This is a genomic window from Nitrosopumilus sp. S6 (assembly GCF_054515815.1).
This window is the reverse complement of record NZ_JBTNRI010000006.1, coordinates 1-16,995: the sequence shown is the minus strand read 5'-3', so window position 1 is coordinate 16,995 and position 16,995 is coordinate 1. Positions and strand designations below refer to the sequence as shown.

The following is a 16,995-nucleotide window of genomic DNA, read 5'->3' as shown; positions in this document are numbered from 1 at the left end:
TTATAATTATAATGTGTCCTAATTATCGTTTCCTGAGATATCAGTGATTGATTTTAGAACGCTGTTAAAATCAAAAGGTTTTGAAATGTAAGAGGTAGCACCACAATTCAAACATTCATTTATAATTTTTTGATCATCACTTGCAGTGATTAAAATTATTTTTGCATTTGAATCATATTCAATTACTTCTTTTACCACGTCTAATCCATCTTTTTTTGGCATAGCCAAATCAAGTAAAAGAATCTCAGGACGGTGTTGTTTGTAAAAATCAACTGCTTCTGCCCCATCAACAGCTTCAGCAACTATTTCATGTTCACCAATGGATAAAATATCTTTTAGAACTAACCGGATAGCATCAGAATCATCAGCTATCATTATTTTTGCCATATGAAAGTAAAAATCTCTACATATAAAAAATATTCATAATCACATGCCTGATAGTAGGCTTTTCGCTCTCTCAATTGCAGGCTCTAAATCAGAATTATTATTCATATTTTGTACCAATTTTTCATGAGAAGCAGTCATGACATCAAATAATCCTTGAGGTGTTTTTCCAGCCATGGTTTGCTTTAAAATATCATCAAGAACAGTTGCCAAACTACCCATTGGCCCTTTACCCATCATTGGGGCTAGCCCTTTGATTTTGTGAGTATGTTTTTGAAGTTGATCAGAATTTTGAAAGACTTTAGCATCATCAGAACAAGAGTTTAGAATATTTTCTATGCCTAAAATTTCTTCATTAATTTCTTTAGTTGCTAGTTTGATAAACTCATCAGACATTACAATAACAACAGCTAAAATCTGACCATTACTTTTATACTATATGCTAGAGGCCAATTTCATATGAAAATAGTCACTAAGACATATCTTTTGATATCGGTGGTGGTGGCAGTAGCTGGAATTAACTTGTTCTTGTTATATCAAGAAGGGGCAGGACAATTTGATGAATCACATTCAATTATAGAATTATCAGACGTTAAAGTAAAAGCTGAATCGATTTCAGGATATGCAATATCAGTTGCAAATGGAAATTTGGAAGATAAAGAAAATTTAGATAATGAAATAGCAAATGTGGATTTAATATTAAACAAAATACAAAGTGGTGGAGAGTTAGATGGTGTAAAAGTTGCCAAACCTTATTCAGGAATTAGTACAACTTTTAATGACATCATAACAGAATGGGAAAATTACAAGTTCAAAGCAGAAAATGTGAAAACAACCTCAGTGTTTGATCAAGAAGCTACAAATGCAGTTAACTATGTACTGCAAAAGAATCAAGATCTAGTTTTACTTACAGACAAATTTGTCAACGAACTAGACCCACTAGACAGAAATTATAATAGACACAAACAAATTGCACAAGAATTAGCAGAGTGTGCTAGAATTATAGGTCAACAGACTTTGTTGATTTCAATTGGAGAAGAAGGAAATTCACAAGAAATCATAAAAGAAAAAAGGTTAGAATTTGAAACTGGAATTAGAAAACTATTAGGAATTTCAACAATAGGAATAGACGTAGAGAGTATAGGAAAAACTCACGAAGATTTGGAACAAATCCCTAGAGAAAATGCAAGTTCATTACGACAATTAGAGCCATTGTGGGAATCTATTCAAATCCGAATTCAAATACTTGAAGAAAGGGCACTTTTATCTCCAGAGTTTAATGTAGCTAAAAATGAGATGAATGAACAAAAATTAATTTTGTTTGAACATGTTGATGAAGTTATTGAAACATGGAATGACAGATTAGTATCTGAAAGTTCATCAGGCGAAGTTATTGTTCAAGGATTATTAGCAATGAACATAGCAATTTTTGCAATAGTGGTATTTGTGATTAAACAGTCATTGTCACCACTGGAGTCAATTACACGAGCAATTTCCAAAGTCAAAGAAGGAGTGTATGGAGAAAAGATAGAATATGTAGGTGCAGACGAGGTAGGAGAACTAGTTAGTAACTTCAACATAATGTCAAATACAATTAAAGAAAAAGAAGAAGAAGCTAAACAAACAGACATTGCAAAAGATGAATTTCTTGCAATGATTACACATGAATTGAAAACCCCTCTAGTTCCAATTCAAGGGTATGCAGATATTTTGCTTAGTGAACATTTAGGAAAGCTAACTGCTAAACAAAAAGAAAGAATTTCAATTATCAAAAACAGTTCTGAAGCACTGTTAGCAATTATTTCAGATTTACTTGATGCACAAAAATTAGAATTAGGTCAATTAAGAATGAAAAAAGAAATGAGAAACATCAATGAAACAATATCTAGTTCAGTAAATTCATTATTGCCAGAGGCAGCAAAGAACAACATTGAATTGACTGCAAACATTAGAGATTTAGAAATAAGTCATGATCCTGACAGAATAAAACAAGTCATGTCAAATCTAATCAAAAACAGTCTAACAGCAGTAGCACCAAATACAGGTAAAATTGATATTACAATGGAAGAATTCCCAACAGAAATTAAAATTAATGTTTCAGATAACGGAATCGGCATTCCAGTTGACAAACAAGGAGAACTATTCAAGAAATTCTATCAAGTGGATGCCACTTTAACAAGAGAAACGGGAGGAAGTGGTTTAGGTCTTGCAATTTGTAAAGGAATTGTGGATAATCATGGTGGAAAAATTTCAGTAAAAAGTAGTCAAAATCAAGGAGCCACGTTTTCATTAACTCTTCCAAAACAAGATTCTGGAGAACAACCAAGAAGTCCAATAGGAACTACTTAAAGAAAACAAGCTCTGAGAACTAAAATCACTCACTCTCTTCAAAAAATGTCAATTTAGCAACATACAGCATGGACGAGTACGAAAAAAACAGAGAATTTTACAAAAACTGTACACAGTACTTTGAATTCTTGCGCAAAGTAGGAAAAAAAGACTATGAGTTTGAAGATGAGTATTACTTTACCATGCCAGCTATTTCAAATAATTAAGAACCAGAAGATTTAGGAATACCTCCAAGTTTCATAGCATATGGATGACCAATTACAAGAATTGGCAGATTACGCTATAAAATATGCAGTTGATGCAAGAGTACAATATTGCGATGCAAGGGCTGAAGAACAAGAAAGGAAATCAGTATTAATTGAAAATGGAGAAACAGAGCACGTCAGATCAATTAATGATACAGGAATAGGAATCAGACTAGTTAAAGATGGAACATGGAGTTTTTGTTCAATTACAAATCCAAAATCAAAAGAAGAAATTAAAAACGCAATTGATGAAGCGATTAAAAATTCCATTCATTATGCAAAAAATAAAAAAGAAAAATTAAATCTATATCCAAGTGTTACAGTAAAGAAAAAGATAGACTACCCAATACTAGAAAAACCAAATTTAGAAAAGTTAATCAAGATTGGAACAGAATGTAATAAAATTATTTCAGATACACCAAAAATTATTAAGTCAATTGTAAATCCATGGTATGCAAATAATTCAAAATATTTTACAAACAGTGAAGGTTCTAAGATTTTACAAAATTTTTCAGACGTAGTAATTGATATGATTGCTACTGCACATGAATCAGGATTGACACAATCAGTAAACATTACAGAAGGAGGAAGAGGAGGAATGGAGCAAATAACAAGAAATAACAAAACACAAAACAGTGCACAAGAAATTGCTAAAAAAGCATCAGAGTTATTATCAGCAAAACCTGCAAAAGAAGAAAAAGCAACTGTGATTATGAATCCTGATTTTGTAGCATTACTTACGCATGAAATTTTAGGTCATCCATCAGAAGCAGATAGGGTTTTAGGAAAAGAGATGGCATGGGCAGGAGGAGCATGGTGGAAAGGGAAAATTGGAGAAAAAATTGGCTCCGAACATCTAAACGTCTTTGATGATCCTACGATTAAAGAAAGTTTAGGATGGTATTTTTTTGATGATGAAGGGGTTCAAACAAAAAAAACTACTCTAGTGGAAAAAGGGGTTTTGAAAAATCATATGCAGAATAGAGAGACAGGACAAATTTTCAAGGAACCACCTACAGGAAATATGCGAGCAACAAATTTTCGTTTTATGCCATTGATTAGAATGGCATGCACATGTATTGGAAATGGAGATCAAAATGTGAATGAGATGATAAAAGATGTAAAAAATGGATATTTGATTTCCAATATGAAAATCCCATCAATTGACATGAAAAGATACAATTGGAGTATATCATGTCAATATGCACAAAAAATTGAGAATGGAGAAGTAACAGATTTACTCAGAGATGTAATTGTTATGGGAACAGCACCAGAATTTTTTGAATCAATTGATGCATGTGGAAACGACTTTACAGTTAGACCAATTACAAATTGTGGAAAAGGTGATCCAATGCAATCAATGATTATGGGAAACGGTGGACCTTCGATTAGAGGGGTTGCAACAGTAAAGAGTGTGAACTAGATGAATCAGTTAGAAATAGTAAAACAAAATGTAATCAAATGTACAAACTGTGATTTGTGCAAAACCAGAACAAATTCTGTTCCAGGAAAAGGTAATTCTCAATCAGATGTAATGTTTGTAGGAGAAGCCCCTGGAAGAAATGAAGACAAGAATGGAGAGCCATTTGTAGGAGTAGCAGGAAAAAAGCTCTCTGCAGCACTTGAAGGGGCAGGAATTTCTAGAGAAGATGTGTACATTACTAATGTTGTAAAATGCAGACCCCCAAATAACAGAGTACCAAGCACAAAAGAAAGAGACACGTGTAAAGAATATCTAAAAAAAGAAATTTCAATAATAAAACCAAAAATTATTTGCATTTTAGGAAATACTGCATTTAATTCAGTGCTAGGAGGTTCAGAAATTACAAAATTTAGAGGGAAATTAGTGCGAAAAGACAAGCAATTGTATTTTTTGACAATTCATCCTGCGGCAACAATATACAATCAAGAGTTAATCTCAACATTAAACGAAGACATTGTAAAACTTTTTGATTTAATCAATGAATTAAAAAACAATAAAGCTGTTGTGATAGATATTGAATACACTTCCTAGAAAATTTTATCTTCAAGATACAGTAACTGTTGCAAAAAATCTGTTAGGTAAAAAAATTATCAGGAAAATAGGAAGAAGCGAGATTTCTGGAATAATAACAGAGACTGAAGCTTACAGACACAAAGACGATCCTGCAAGTCATGCATATAGAAAAATCACGGATAGAAACAAAGCAATGTTTGGAGATGTAGGAATGGCTTATGTTTATTTTACATACGGAATGTATTATTGTTTTAATGTAGTAGCTAGGAATCCAAAAGTTACAGCAGGAGCAGTTCTAATTCGAGCAATTGAACCAGAAAAAGGAATAAAGAAGATGCAAGAAAATAGAAACAAAAAAGATTTGAAAAATCTTACAAACGGACCTGCAAAACTAACTCAAGCATTAGAAATCACAAAAGAGCATTACGGGGTAGATTTGACAAAAGATTCAAAATTATACATAACAGAAGGGATTAAAGTAAAAAAGATTGTATCATCGCCTAGAATAGGAATAAAAGAAGCAACAGACAAGTTGTGGAATTTTAAAATAAACATCTAGTCTTTGTTATTTTCATCCAAAGTCCAAGGAGCAAATTTACCAAGAATTCTTTGCCAATCTAATCGTAAAAGTAAAACTACAACCGAAGTCATCATGGCTCCAAAAATAATAATTCCAATGTAAACAGGAGTAGCATCATCAATGTTTTCAAGGAACGGTTCAACCAAAGACAATCCAAGATAATGAGAAACAAAGACAATAGTATAACTTAGAACAAATTTTCCAGTTAGAGTTGCAATAAAGAATCGTTTTGGATTATATTTTGCAAGTCCTAATGGGACATAAACTAAATCATCAGGAATGGGAGTTGCAGCAGCAAAGAATGCAGCACCTGCGCCATATCGTTTTACTAGTCTTTCAAAAGGTCTCATTCTTTTTCGAGTTTTTTCATTAATCATTTTTCGGCCACCATAACTGACATAGAAAATTATCTGTTTTGCCACAGTTGCAGTAACTGCAGATAATATTGCTAACACATGTAGATCAAATTGATCACCCACAGCCATTGTAGCTAACAACAAAAATCCAGGTAAAGGAACAAAGGGGACAAGAGAACCAAAAAAGTTGACAAGTGCCAAACTAAGATATCCTATTTCAGGAGCGAATGGAAAAAGATCAACAAAATCCACTGTTCAAACTGTTTTCATGTATTATTTAATTAAAACTAGAAGAAGATGTGTGACAATCATTAAAATATCATATTTTATCAACTCCAGTAAATGGCAAAAAAAGATTATGAGAAAATTTGTGAAATGATAGCAGGAATTAGTCCTTACATTAGATTTGTAGGAGTAATAGGAGAAAGTGGAGAACTACAGGTATACAAAAGACGTCCAGATTTAGTCCCATTATTGAATGAAAAGAATACCCAATACCAATTCTCACATATTGCCATAAAGACAGACTTGGAAGGATTTTTTGATAAAAATCTAGGAGAAATTGAATTTGTATGGGAGGAGCGAAAAAAAGTCCAAACTATATCATTTGCAATCAAAAAAGAAAGGGTGTGGATATCAATTGATAAAAAAGTAATCAGATCAGAAGTACTCAGAATTATTGATTCTTGTCTACCGATTGTAAAAAAATATTCTTAGAAATTGAAATGCCCATATTGTGAAATTGATTTAGATTCGCTTAGCATGACAGATGGGTTAAAACATGTTTTAGAGCATAAAAAAGAAAATCAAAATTAACTTTTTTTATTACTTGAAATATGAAATATCATGGATGCACCTGATGAGATTCAAAAACTAATTGATGAGATTAGTTTTAGAAAATCAAACTCTAAAGAATATGAAAAAATGAATGCAGAAGAAATTGGTAAGGAACTAAGAGAAGTTATGAAATTTGAACAAGAATCATTTCAGAAAATAGAAGAGTTTGAAAAAACACAAGACAATCCAGATTTAATAAAATATGCCAAAATGATTTGTAAAAATACTACACAAAGAGAAATTACACAGATTCAAGAAATCTATTTAAAAAAAATTGATGAAGAATATCTAAAAACAAAATAAATTATTTGTCTTCATATAACCAACAGCGAACATATCCAGTTTCAGTTTTAAATTTAGGTGGAAGTTGTTTACATTTTTCAACAACCAAAGGACACCTATCAATAAATCGACATTGTGTTGGAGCATCAAGTAAGCTTGGAGGAATTCCTTTGATGTATTTTGGTTTGTTTCCTTTCAAAGTTGGAATTGATTCTAAAAGTCCTTGGGTATACGGATGTTTTGGATTTTTGTAAATTTCTTCTGAAGAACCAAATTCAATCATTTGTCCACCATACATTATGCCAACTTTATCAGCAATCTCAGATAGAACTGCCAAATCATGGGTAATTAGCATAAAAGACATACCTGCTTTTTTTAGAGATTTTAATAGATTGATTATTTGAGCCTGAATTAGAACATCAAGTGCAGTAGTAGGTTCATCAGCAATTACAAATTTTGGTTTTAAGAGTAAAGCCATAGCAATTACAACTCTTTGTTTCATTCCACCACTAAGTTCATGAGGATATTTTTTCAAAACGGCATCATCAAGATTTACAGAATTCATTGCATCAGAGATTAACTGTTTTGAATTACCTTCATAGTTATGCTGTTTTAAGATTTCAAGAAATTGCTCGTTAATAGTAAAAACAGGATCAAGAGAATTCATTGCACCTTGAAAGACCATGGATATTTTTTTCCACCTAAATTTTTCATTAAATTCAGTTTCACTAATATCCAAAATAGATTCATCATTAAAGATAATCTCACCTTGAGTTTTCCCTCCTGAAAGCATGCGAATAATAGACAATCCCAGAGTACTTTTTCCACATGCACTTTCACCTGCAATCCCTATTGATTCTCCATCATTTAATGAAAAATCGACATCATCTACTGCATAGACAGGACCTTGTGAAGAATCATATCTAGACGTTAATCCATTAACAGATAGAAATCGCATAATTTTTCATATTCAAACTAGAATTTCTGTTTTGCACTAAGGGATATAAACAACTTTGTCAGAATGAAAAATCGATTCAAATGAAATTACCAATATGTGGGTTTGACGCAAAAAATGCAGTACTATGCCCCCAATGTGAAGGCAAAGTTGAATCAGGAGAATTAACACAAGCAGATGTTGATGCAGCAATAATTCTAGCTAAAGTTGCAAAATCAAATAATGAAATTGAAAATTTCACATTATACTCATGTAAAGAATTTCAAGGTAATTTTGTTTTGTCTTTGGCAAAAAATGACATTATGATTATTAGGCAAAGCAGGACACTATACCGAATACTCCAAGACCAATTCAAAGGCAAAATTTGGCTGGTTGAAGCAGATGAGACAGATAAGAGATTCATCGAAGATTTGTTCTTTCCAACAAAAATTCTTTCAATTAATTCAGTTTGGGCTCCTGGAGGAGTTCAAAAGACAAAAGCAGTTGTATCAGGCAAATGGACACCTAAATTCCCAATCGATACAGAAAAAGTAGTTGAGATTGTGAAGAATGCCCGAAACCTTGACATTGAGATAGAATTTGAGGATAAAGGTAGAAAGTAATGGTCTTTGTAAAAACTCATGACATTTCAGAACTTACATCTGAATTAATTGGAAAACAAGTTGTCTTAGGCGGTTGGATTGAGGATTTAAGAAAGTTAGGAAAAATGTCATTTATCACATTACGTGATGTGTCTGGAATTTCTCAAGTTATTGTAAAAGGGGAATTAAATGATAATCTTGGAGAGATTAATCGACAAAGTGTCGTAAGTGTAAAAGGAATAGTACAAGAAACAAAAGCAAGAGATTTTGCATTTGAAATCAAAGCAGAAGAAATCGATGTGTTAGGAAAAGCAGTTCATCCATTACCAGTTGATCCTATTGGAAGAGTGGAAAGCAACATCGACACAAGGCTTAATCATAGAGCATTAGATATGAGAAATCAAAAAACAGCATCCATTTTCAAATTAAGACACCACGTATTACAATCCCTACGTCAAACATTAGCAGAAAAAAAATTCTTAGAGATCACTACACCAAAAATTATTGGCAGTGCTAGTGAAGGAGGAGCAGATTTATTTTCATTAGATTATTTTGGAGAGACAGCATATTTAGCTCAAAGCCCACAACTATACAAAGAGCAAATGACATTAGGACTAGAACGAGTGTTTGAGATTTCAAACTTTTACAGAGCAGAGAATTCCCACACAGGACGACACCTAACTGAATTTACCAGTATTGACATTGAAGCAGCATTCATGGATTACACAGATGTCATGGATGTATTAGAATCACTAGTGATGAACGTGTACAAATTTACTGCAGAAAACTGTAAAAAAGAGCAAGAATCAATTGGACACACTATAGAGATACCTGCATCACCATTTGAGAGAATTACATACAATCAATGTATTGAAGAATTACAAAAAGAAGGTGAAAAAGTAGAATTTGGAGATGATTTGATGGATGCTCATTTAAGAATAATCGGTAAGAATCATCCAGGATTTTTCTTCTTGATGGACTGGCCAATGAAACTAAAACCATTTTACATTAGAGAAAAAGACGAGGACACTACGTTATCTCGTTCATTTGACTTGCAATTTGGATATTTGGAATTATCATCAGGAGGAACCAGACTACATAATCCAGATATGCTCAAAGAAAGACTCAAAGAACAAGGATTAGATCCTACACAATTTACAGACCACCTCAAGACATTTGATTGGGGAATGCCTCCACATTCAGGTTGGGGGATGGGTCTTGACAGATTAATGACCACATTAATTGGAATAGACAATGTTAGAGAAGTGGTATTGTATCCTAGGGATCCTGATAGACTCAGACCATAGAGATTCAGATTTTTATTCTAATAGAACAATCAGCAAGACATGATAGAACAAGAAGATGCAAAAAAAGTCGTTGAAGTAATTGGAAATAATTTGATTGGAGTCTCACATGATTCAAGTAGTTTTCAAAAACTTCCAGATTCTTTTTGGGGATATTTTGCCAGAGGTCATGATAAAAAAGGAAATTTTGGAGTGATTGTGACTTATTCTGAAGATGGAAAAGACGTTGATGAATTAATCAAAATGTATGAAGATTGGGCAGAAAAAAACAAGCCAAAATCAGAATAGATTATTTTGTTTCTAACAATAGTTTCCTATAACCCTGGCATTCTTTACAGATAGGTTTTCCTTTGTATTTTGGATTACCTTCCTTAATTTTAAGAGGTCCTTCAACAAGTTTACAAATACAACATTTTACCATTAATGAATCGTAAAAAATCTGATTAATAAAAATTGGGAATTTTTAAAAAAAGAGATAAATTCAAAGAAATGGATCTAGATGTACAACAATTTTTCTCACAAAAGTAACAAACTCTATCTCCAAAATTTGAACCACAGAAATCACATTTGTACACTGATATAGTATGGTAGATGATAGAACACGTTGTAAGAAATGTTACATCCATAAAAGAAAATTAACTGTAAGACAACTTGTTAGAAAAAACAGACTTGTTTTCATCTTTATTGGATTTTTGTGGTTTTATGCAGTTTTTCCAGGACCATTTATGCCAGGATTAGAAGGAGGATTTTATGTGATCTCAGTTATTGCAGCAGTTCTAATTTTGATTCCAGTATGTTTGGCCATGTTTTTTTGGTCATTGAATCCACCAAAATCAGATGTAAAGAAAAGACTGAAGATCTAATGATTAATCAGTTTTTTCCAAAATTTCAGAAGGTTTGATTTTATTTTTCAGATAAGGAATAAGTTTTCCTAAATTTTCTACGGCTTCATTAATTTTATTTTTCTGATATGTACTAAGATGAGAACCAAGTCGGGCCTCATATTCAGAAATTTCAACAAAAAGTTTTTGACCCTGACTAATTAGTTCATGTGCTTGCATAACTGAATCAGAATAATTATCCCAATTCCAAGTAAGTTTTGTAATTTTTTCAGATAATTCAAATGTTTTTATGACTTTAAGTAGACCTTCTTCATCATAATTTTCCAATCCCATGATTCTTACAATAAAAAACATCTTAATAATAAAGGATTAGTAAAAAATACGCAGAGATTTGAAAAAACGCTAAATTTAAAGAAACATCAAAAAATTCAGTTTTGGAAAAATATGTTTCAAAAATTAGAATTAAAGATTTTTTGTTATCTCAGATGTAAATTCAGATGTTGTTTTGTCTCCACCAATATCTTTGGTTTTGATTCCAGTTTTTACTAAATCAAATATTGTAGATTCTAATTTCTGGCCAACTTCAAAACATTTTGAATCATTATGTTTTGTTCCAAGCCAGTCAAGCATCATTTTGATTGAAAGTAAGAATGATGAAGGGTTTGCAATATTTTGTCCTGCAATATCAAATGCAGCGCCATGGACGGGTTCAAATAATGCAAAGTTATCACCGATATTTGCAGCTGGAGCCATTCCCAATCCACCTACAACTTGAGAAGATTCATCAGACAAAATATCACCAAAAAGATTTGTGGTAACAATGACATCAAATTGTTCAGGTTGACGAATTAAGTTCATGGCACATGCATCAACATACATTTGTTCAAATGTGATATCAGGATAATCTTTTGAGACTTCAGTACAGGTTTTTGCAAACAAGCCATCTGTAACTCTCATTACATTTGACTTGTGCACACATGTTACTTTGCGCATAGAGTCACGTTGTTTTGCAGTTTCAAATGCATATTTTGCAATTCTCTTTGATGCATATTCAGAGATTATTCTCAAAGCAACTGCAGAATCACCTAAACTAAATTCTTTGCCAGTGTAAAGATCTTCAGTGTTCTCTCTGACTATAACCATATCAATGTCATCACGTAATGCAGGCATGTGCGGATATGATTTTGCAGGTCGAATATTTGCATAAAGATCAAGAATTCTTCTTAAAACAACAATTACATCAGCAGCACTTTCTCCAACAGGGGCCTTCATGCAGGCATCAGATTGTTTTATTGCATCAACTGTCTCATCAGGGAGTGCTTTTCCTGTTTGTTCTAATGCCTTATCGCCTGCAGATAATTTTGTTATATCAAATTTCAAATCAAGTTTGTCATTGATGGCAGTTAATACAGAAATTGCAGATTCAGATAATTCAGGCCCAATTCCATCACCAGTAATTAATGAGATTTTGTACATAACTGACAATCACAGGTGGGAATTTTAAATGATTGGAAAGATGATATAAATATAAAATCATAGTAGCATAGTAAGAATTTGAAAAAAATTGAAGCAGTAGTCAGAGCAATAAAGATTCATGACATACAAGAAAAACTTTTAGAAATAGGAATTCCAACGTTTTCAATTTATCAAGTACAAATCACGGGAATTCATAAAGCACATGCAGGAGTAAAGAATCGAACTAGTGATTATATTCCAAAATTGAAAATTGAGATTTTATGTGCAGACAAAGATGAAGATAAAATAATTGAGACAATTCAAGATGCAGGTAAATCAGGTGAAAAAGGAGATGGAATAGTATTTTCATACGACATAGGCAGACTAGTAAAAATCAGAACTGCAGAAGCAGGAGAGAAAGCTCTTCATTAACAGAATGAATTTTGTAAATAGATAGTTAGCTAATCTGTTTTTCTTGAAGTAATTTTTTGAGCATTATTCTGTTAATAGCATCAATAACTGCTTTGACAGACGTAGTAACAATATCTTCACCTACAGATTTTGCGGAAACTTTGTTTCCCAATGCATCTTCCACTTTTACTGTAACCTCACATAGAGCACCAGAACCTCCAGAAATAGATGCTAATCCGTAATCTTTGATTCTGATTTCAGAAAGTTTTCCAGTAACTTTTTGAATAGCGTTTAATGCAGCATCAACAGGGCCAACACCATAATCAGTTCCAACATGATCTTCACCATCTACATTTAATTTTACAAATGCATATGGCATTGTTCCAATTCCAGTAGATACTGAAAATCCAGTTAATTGTACAATTCTTTTAAGATCCTTCTCACCCATTACATCACTAGCAATAGATAACAACTCTACATCGGTGAGTTGTTTTCCTTGATCACCAATTATTTTGACTTTATCTAAGATTTGTTTTGATTGTTCTTCACTTGGTTTTACACCATATTCAGCCAACATTGCATTCATCCCATGTACACCAGCATGTTTTCCAACTTGAAGCCATCTTTTTCTGCCAACAAGTTCTGGGCTAATTGGTTCATAGGTAAGAGGATTGTTCAACACACCATGAGTATGTATTCCTGATTCATGGCCAAATGCATTTGCACCAACAATAGCCTTGTTTGGTTGAACAATTATTCCTACAGTCTTTGAGATGAATCTAGATACATCATAGATTAATTCAGATTTGATGTTAGTCTCATACTTTTGTTCATGAGGCAAACATTTGAGTGCCATAGAAAGTTCTTCTAATGAGGCATTACCGGCTCTTTCACCAATTCCATTAATAGTTACATGAGCACATGTAGCTCCTGCATGAATTCCAGCCAAAGAGTTTGCAACAGCTAATCCAAAATCATTATGGCAGTGAACACTAACTGGAAGTTTTGTAGCTTCAATTGTATCCTTTGTGATTTGTGCCATATATTCAGGAGTAGAATATCCAACAGTATCAGGAATGTTTACTCTATCAGCACCTGCTTTTGCAACTTCACCAAATACTTTTTTCAAAAACTCTCTATCTGTTCTTGAAGCATCTTCAGCAGAAAATTCTACTTGAAGACCACGAGACTTGCCATACTCTACTGCTTCAATTGCTTTTTCAAGTGCTTGTTCTCTTGTCATTTGGAGTTTATGTTCCAAATGAATATCAGAAGTTGCAATGAATGTATGAATATAATTTAATCCAGCATCAACTGCAGCATCAATATCTTTTTTGATTGTTCTTGTTAATCCTGCAATCTCACAAGATAATCCTTCAGAAGTGATCATCTTTACTGCTTTTAATTCACCATCAGAGATCACTGGAAATCCAGCTTCGATTGCATCTACTCCTAATTCATCGAGTTTTTTTGCAATTGCTAATTTTTGTTCGGGTGATAACGATACACCAATTGTTTGTTCTCCATCTCTTAATGTTGTATCAAATATTCTAATTTTCATTCAGCACCACTCCTTTGTAAGGCGGCAACTCCAGTTCTTGCAACATCAATTATTCCAAAGGGTTTTGCTAATTCTTCAAATGCTTTGATTTGATCAGGAGTTGCAGTTAATTCTACCATGATAGATTCCTTTTTGACATCATGTACTTTACCACCATATGCATTAGCCAATTTGTTTACCTCCATACTATCATTAGCATTACGTAGTTTAATCTTAAAAATACTAAGTTCTCTATAGACGGTTTTGTGCTCATCTAAACGCTCTACTTTGACAGTATCAATCATTTTATCAAGTTGCTTTACAATCTGGTCTATCTGTTTTTCATCACCAACGGTAGTAATGGTCATTTTGGAATATTCAGGATTTTCAGTCACACCTACAGAAATACTATCAATATTGAAATCTCTTGCACGAAATAGGTGTGTTACTTTGAATAAGATTCCAGGTTTGTTTTCAACTAATATAGAAAGAATTGCCCACATGATGAATCACTATGATGGTAAAATCATATCCTTAAGCGAAGTTCCAGGTGCAACAAATGGCAATACATCTTCTTCAGGATCAATTGGAATGTCAATTACTGTTGCAACATCACTGCTCAATGCATCTCTGATTGCTTTATCAAGTTCATCCATTGATTGTGCACGTATTCCTTGTGCTCCATAAGATTGTGCTAATTTAACATAATCAGGACAATGTCCTTGGTCCACACCAATCATTCTTCTTTCATAGAACGTTCTTTGCCATTGAGCTACCATTCCCAATGTAAAGTTGTTTAATACAAATACAATTACTGGAATGTCTTCTAACACTGCAGTTGCAAGGGAATTTTCAGTCATTGCAAAGCTTCCATCACCGGCAATATCTACAACAGGAACATCAGGTTTTGCTACTTTGGCACCAATTGCAGCTGGGAATCCCCAACCCATAGTACCAAGTCCTGTAGAACTAAAGAAGGTTCCAGGTTGAATCACATCATAAAACAATGATGCCCACATTTGGTGTTGTCCTACTTCAGTGGTGATGATTGATTCTTTAGGTAATATCTCTCGAAGTTTACGTAAAATTTTTGCTGCACCCATTTCACCTGGATGAAGTTTCAAATTTTCTTGCCAATAGGCTTTAGTTTCCTTTACATGTTTTACCCATGGAGTTTCCTCAGTTTTTTTAATTGCTTTTTGCAAAAGTAATTTTACCATAATTCTAAGATTCATCTGGACATCTCCGACTACTGCAAGTTGTGCTGTTTGGTTTTTACCAATCTCAGCAGGATCAACATCCATGTGAATAATCTTTAGATTTCTTTCAAACTCTTCAAAAGTTCCAACAGACCTATCAGAGAATCTAGTTCCTATTGCTAAAACACAATCAGCCTCAGTCATGATTTTGTTTGCTTCTGCATGACCATGCATTCCAATAGGACCTAATGACAAAGGATGGTTTTCAGGAAATGCACCTTTGCCTTTGAAAGTAGTTACTACAGGAAGCATTAATGCTTCAGCAATAGCTTGTAATTCAGCAAAAGCTGATGAAATGATTGTACCACCACCAGCTAAGATTACAGGTTTTTGAGAATGAAGTAACATATCAATGGCTTTTTCTATTGCAACAATATCAGGATCAGTCCAAGGATGATAACCTTGAATTTTAAATTCATCGGGAAAAACCATTTCAGCTTCGTTTTGTTGTACATCTTTTGGAATGTCAATTAAAACAGGTCCGGGTCTTCCAGTTTCTGCAATGAAAAATCCTTTCTTTACAGCTTCAGGTATTTCTGAAGCATGTCTTGGTTGAAATGCATATTTCACAACAGGGTTAGCCATTCCAATAATATCGCTTTCTTGAAATGCATCTTTACCAATCATCGGAGTAGGAACTTGCCCAGTAACTGCCACCATTGGTGCAGAGTCAGCTTGTGCTGTTGCAATACCTGTTAGAATATTGGTTGCTCCAGGTCCAGATGTTGCAAAACAGACTCCAGGTTTTCTGCTTACTCGTCCAAATCCATCAGCCATATGTGCTGCAGATTGCTCGTGTCTTGCCAAAATGTGTCTAATATTACATCTAGCAAATTCATCATACATCGGAAGATTTGCACCACCCGGTAAACCAAATACTTCCTTGACGCCTTCTTTCTCCATTGCCGTCATCAAAGCCTTTGCACCAATCATCTTTTCCATATTATTCATCAAATTTCTCTCCATAATTTTAATGTGTTAAAATTTTGAACACACTTTACAGTGTTAGGACAACTAGCAATTCTTTGCCAAATATCATAGTTAATCTTGTGCTCATTGAAATCAAAAAATCAATCAATCTATAATTAATAAAGATTGTCTAAAGAATAATCAGGATTTTGTCCTAATTTGTGCAGAAGACTTAAACTGAATATTTTCATATCGGAAATACAGTTTTGTCAGATAATGAGGAGATAATCAAAATAATTGAAGCATTATTTCATGCAGGAATCACAAAAGATACATCAGTTCTAAAAGACATTCATCTTAACGACCCCAAATTTTCCAGTTTTAGTGATTTACCACCATATGATCTAAAAGATTACCAAAATACCATAGAGTTAGAAGAATTAAGATTTGTTAGTATTTCAGATTATAGTTATGAAATAAAAAATCCAAAAATCAGTATTTTTGGAGATTCGGCAGTTGTTGCAATGGAATTAAATCAAAAAGGAATGCTAGTAGACAACAAAGCATTCACTGGAGAACATATGGAAATCCAAGGAAGAGCTACTTTTGTTTTAGTAAAGCAGCCAACATGGAAAATTGCCCACATTCATCTATCAAAGATTAATTGATGAATTAGTTCTTTTTTGGTTGAGGTTTGTTTTGATTAGGGT

The 16,995-nt window shown here is 33.1% G+C and carries 23 protein-coding genes; 13 read left to right on the top strand and 10 right to left on the bottom strand.

The features are described from left to right. Positions 1-18: 18 nt before the first annotated feature. Together ACX12B_RS05530 and ACX12B_RS05525 are read right to left on the bottom strand one after the other, a co-directional pair. On the bottom strand, positions 19-387 hold the full coding sequence (locus ACX12B_RS05530) for a response regulator (RefSeq protein WP_459353048.1): 369 nt from the start codon (positions 385-387) through the stop codon (positions 19-21). A gap of 39 nt (positions 388-426) precedes the next feature. After that, the gene (locus tag ACX12B_RS05525; protein WP_459353047.1) at positions 427-780 is read right to left on the bottom strand and encodes a phosphorelay protein; all 354 of its coding nucleotides are present in this window, start codon (positions 778-780) and stop codon (positions 427-429) included. 63 nt (positions 781-843) lie between these two features. Here ACX12B_RS05525 and ACX12B_RS05520 point away from each other — a divergent pair, with 63 nt between their 5' ends. From ACX12B_RS05520 to ACX12B_RS05500, 5 genes are all read left to right on the top strand, one after another. Next, entirely contained in the window at positions 844-2,733 is a 1,890-nt protein-coding gene (locus ACX12B_RS05520; RefSeq protein ID WP_459353046.1) for a sensor histidine kinase, read from the top strand. 68 nt (positions 2,734-2,801) lie between these two features. Beyond that, positions 2,802-2,939, top strand: a complete 138-nt coding sequence (locus ACX12B_RS05515; RefSeq protein ID WP_459353045.1) for a hypothetical protein — start codon at positions 2,802-2,804, stop codon at positions 2,937-2,939. 40 nt (positions 2,940-2,979) lie between these two features. Next, positions 2,980-4,401 (top strand): TldD/PmbA family protein, encoded by a 1,422-nt coding sequence (locus ACX12B_RS05510; protein ID WP_459353044.1) that lies wholly within the window; start codon positions 2,980-2,982, stop codon positions 4,399-4,401. Beyond that, positions 4,402-4,992: a uracil-DNA glycosylase gene (locus ACX12B_RS05505; RefSeq protein ID WP_459353043.1), complete on the top strand. Its 591-nt coding sequence runs from the start codon at positions 4,402-4,404 to the stop codon at positions 4,990-4,992. Further along, on the top strand, positions 4,976-5,533 hold the full coding sequence (locus tag ACX12B_RS05500; RefSeq protein ID WP_459353042.1) for a DNA-3-methyladenine glycosylase: 558 nt from the start codon (positions 4,976-4,978) through the stop codon (positions 5,531-5,533). Before ACX12B_RS05505 ends, ACX12B_RS05500 begins: the two co-directional genes overlap by 17 nt. On the opposite strand, the gene ACX12B_RS05495 is transcribed toward ACX12B_RS05500, so the two are convergent. Beyond that, positions 5,530-6,162 (bottom strand): VTT domain-containing protein, encoded by a 633-nt coding sequence (locus ACX12B_RS05495; RefSeq protein ID WP_459353041.1) that lies wholly within the window; start codon positions 6,160-6,162, stop codon positions 5,530-5,532. The two genes, ACX12B_RS05500 and ACX12B_RS05495, sit on opposite strands and share 4 nt — an antisense overlap. Before the next feature lie 90 nt (positions 6,163-6,252). Here ACX12B_RS05495 and ACX12B_RS05490 point away from each other — a divergent pair, with 90 nt between their 5' ends. Next, positions 6,253-6,627 carry a hypothetical protein gene (locus tag ACX12B_RS05490; RefSeq protein ID WP_459353040.1) on the top strand — a complete coding sequence of 125 codons (375 nt, stop codon included), beginning with the start codon at positions 6,253-6,255 and terminating at the stop codon, positions 6,625-6,627. Positions 6,628-6,756: 129 nt separating this feature from the next. Further along, complete coding sequence (locus ACX12B_RS05485) at positions 6,757-7,050, top strand: hypothetical protein (RefSeq protein ID WP_459353039.1); 294 nt, start codon at positions 6,757-6,759, stop codon at positions 7,048-7,050. 1 nt (position 7,051) lies between these two features. Here ACX12B_RS05485 and ACX12B_RS05480 read toward each other — a convergent pair whose 3' ends face one another. Then, a complete protein-coding gene (locus tag ACX12B_RS05480; protein WP_459353038.1) occupies positions 7,052-7,987 on the bottom strand; it encodes an ABC transporter ATP-binding protein in 936 nt (311 codons plus the stop codon). A gap of 80 nt (positions 7,988-8,067) precedes the next feature. On the opposite strand from ACX12B_RS05480, the gene ACX12B_RS05475 reads away from it, so the two are divergent. Genes ACX12B_RS05475 through ACX12B_RS05465 form a run of 3 tightly spaced genes read left to right on the top strand, consistent with a single transcriptional unit; the run spans position 8,068 to position 10,157 of the window. After that, a complete protein-coding gene (locus tag ACX12B_RS05475) occupies positions 8,068-8,586 on the top strand; it encodes a transcription elongation factor NusA (protein WP_459353037.1) in 519 nt (172 codons plus the stop codon). Beyond that, on the top strand, positions 8,586-9,872 hold the full coding sequence (aspS, locus tag ACX12B_RS05470) for an aspartate--tRNA(Asn) ligase (protein WP_459353036.1): 1,287 nt from the start codon (positions 8,586-8,588) through the stop codon (positions 9,870-9,872). Before ACX12B_RS05475 ends, aspS begins: the two co-directional genes overlap by 1 nt. 39 nt (positions 9,873-9,911) lie before the next feature. After that, complete coding sequence (locus tag ACX12B_RS05465; RefSeq protein ID WP_459353035.1) at positions 9,912-10,157, top strand: hypothetical protein; 246 nt, start codon at positions 9,912-9,914, stop codon at positions 10,155-10,157. A 1-nt stretch (position 10,158) separates the two neighbouring features. Here the strand turns inward: ACX12B_RS05465 and ACX12B_RS05460 are convergent, their stop codons facing one another. Then, positions 10,159-10,290 (bottom strand): hypothetical protein, encoded by a 132-nt coding sequence (locus ACX12B_RS05460; RefSeq protein ID WP_459353034.1) that lies wholly within the window; start codon positions 10,288-10,290, stop codon positions 10,159-10,161. A gap of 163 nt (positions 10,291-10,453) precedes the next feature. Here ACX12B_RS05460 and ACX12B_RS05455 point away from each other — a divergent pair, with 163 nt between their 5' ends. Continuing rightward, complete coding sequence (locus tag ACX12B_RS05455; RefSeq protein ID WP_459353033.1) at positions 10,454-10,732, top strand: hypothetical protein; 279 nt, start codon at positions 10,454-10,456, stop codon at positions 10,730-10,732. Positions 10,733-10,735: 3 nt separating this feature from the next. On the opposite strand, the gene ACX12B_RS05450 is transcribed toward ACX12B_RS05455, so the two are convergent. Then, positions 10,736-11,044 (bottom strand): hypothetical protein, encoded by a 309-nt coding sequence (locus ACX12B_RS05450; RefSeq protein WP_459353032.1) that lies wholly within the window; start codon positions 11,042-11,044, stop codon positions 10,736-10,738. A gap of 129 nt (positions 11,045-11,173) precedes the next feature. Beyond that, complete coding sequence (locus ACX12B_RS05445) at positions 11,174-12,187, bottom strand: isocitrate/isopropylmalate dehydrogenase family protein (RefSeq protein WP_459353031.1); 1,014 nt, start codon at positions 12,185-12,187, stop codon at positions 11,174-11,176. Between the two features lie 78 nt (positions 12,188-12,265). Between ACX12B_RS05445 and ACX12B_RS05440 the strand changes: the two genes are divergently transcribed. Next, a complete protein-coding gene (locus ACX12B_RS05440) occupies positions 12,266-12,598 on the top strand; it encodes a P-II family nitrogen regulator (protein ID WP_459353030.1) in 333 nt (110 codons plus the stop codon). 25 nt (positions 12,599-12,623) lie between these two features. Here ACX12B_RS05440 and ACX12B_RS05435 read toward each other — a convergent pair whose 3' ends face one another. From ACX12B_RS05435 to ilvB, 3 genes are read right to left on the bottom strand one after another with little or no spacing between them, the layout of a single operon-like run. After that, positions 12,624-14,138: a 2-isopropylmalate synthase gene (locus tag ACX12B_RS05435; RefSeq protein WP_459353029.1), complete on the bottom strand. Its 1,515-nt coding sequence runs from the start codon at positions 14,136-14,138 to the stop codon at positions 12,624-12,626. Further along, positions 14,135-14,620, bottom strand: coding sequence for an acetolactate synthase small subunit (gene ilvN / locus ACX12B_RS05430; protein ID WP_459353028.1), 486 nt, complete (start codon positions 14,618-14,620; stop codon positions 14,135-14,137). Before ilvN ends, ACX12B_RS05435 begins: the two co-directional genes overlap by 4 nt. A 9-nt stretch (positions 14,621-14,629) precedes the next feature. Then, complete coding sequence (gene ilvB / locus ACX12B_RS05425) at positions 14,630-16,327, bottom strand: biosynthetic-type acetolactate synthase large subunit (RefSeq protein WP_459353027.1); 1,698 nt, start codon at positions 16,325-16,327, stop codon at positions 14,630-14,632. A gap of 224 nt (positions 16,328-16,551) precedes the next feature. On the opposite strand from ilvB, the gene ACX12B_RS05420 reads away from it, so the two are divergent. Next, positions 16,552-16,953 (top strand): YybH family protein, encoded by a 402-nt coding sequence (locus tag ACX12B_RS05420; protein WP_459353026.1) that lies wholly within the window; start codon positions 16,552-16,554, stop codon positions 16,951-16,953. Positions 16,954-16,995 lie beyond the last annotated feature (42 nt).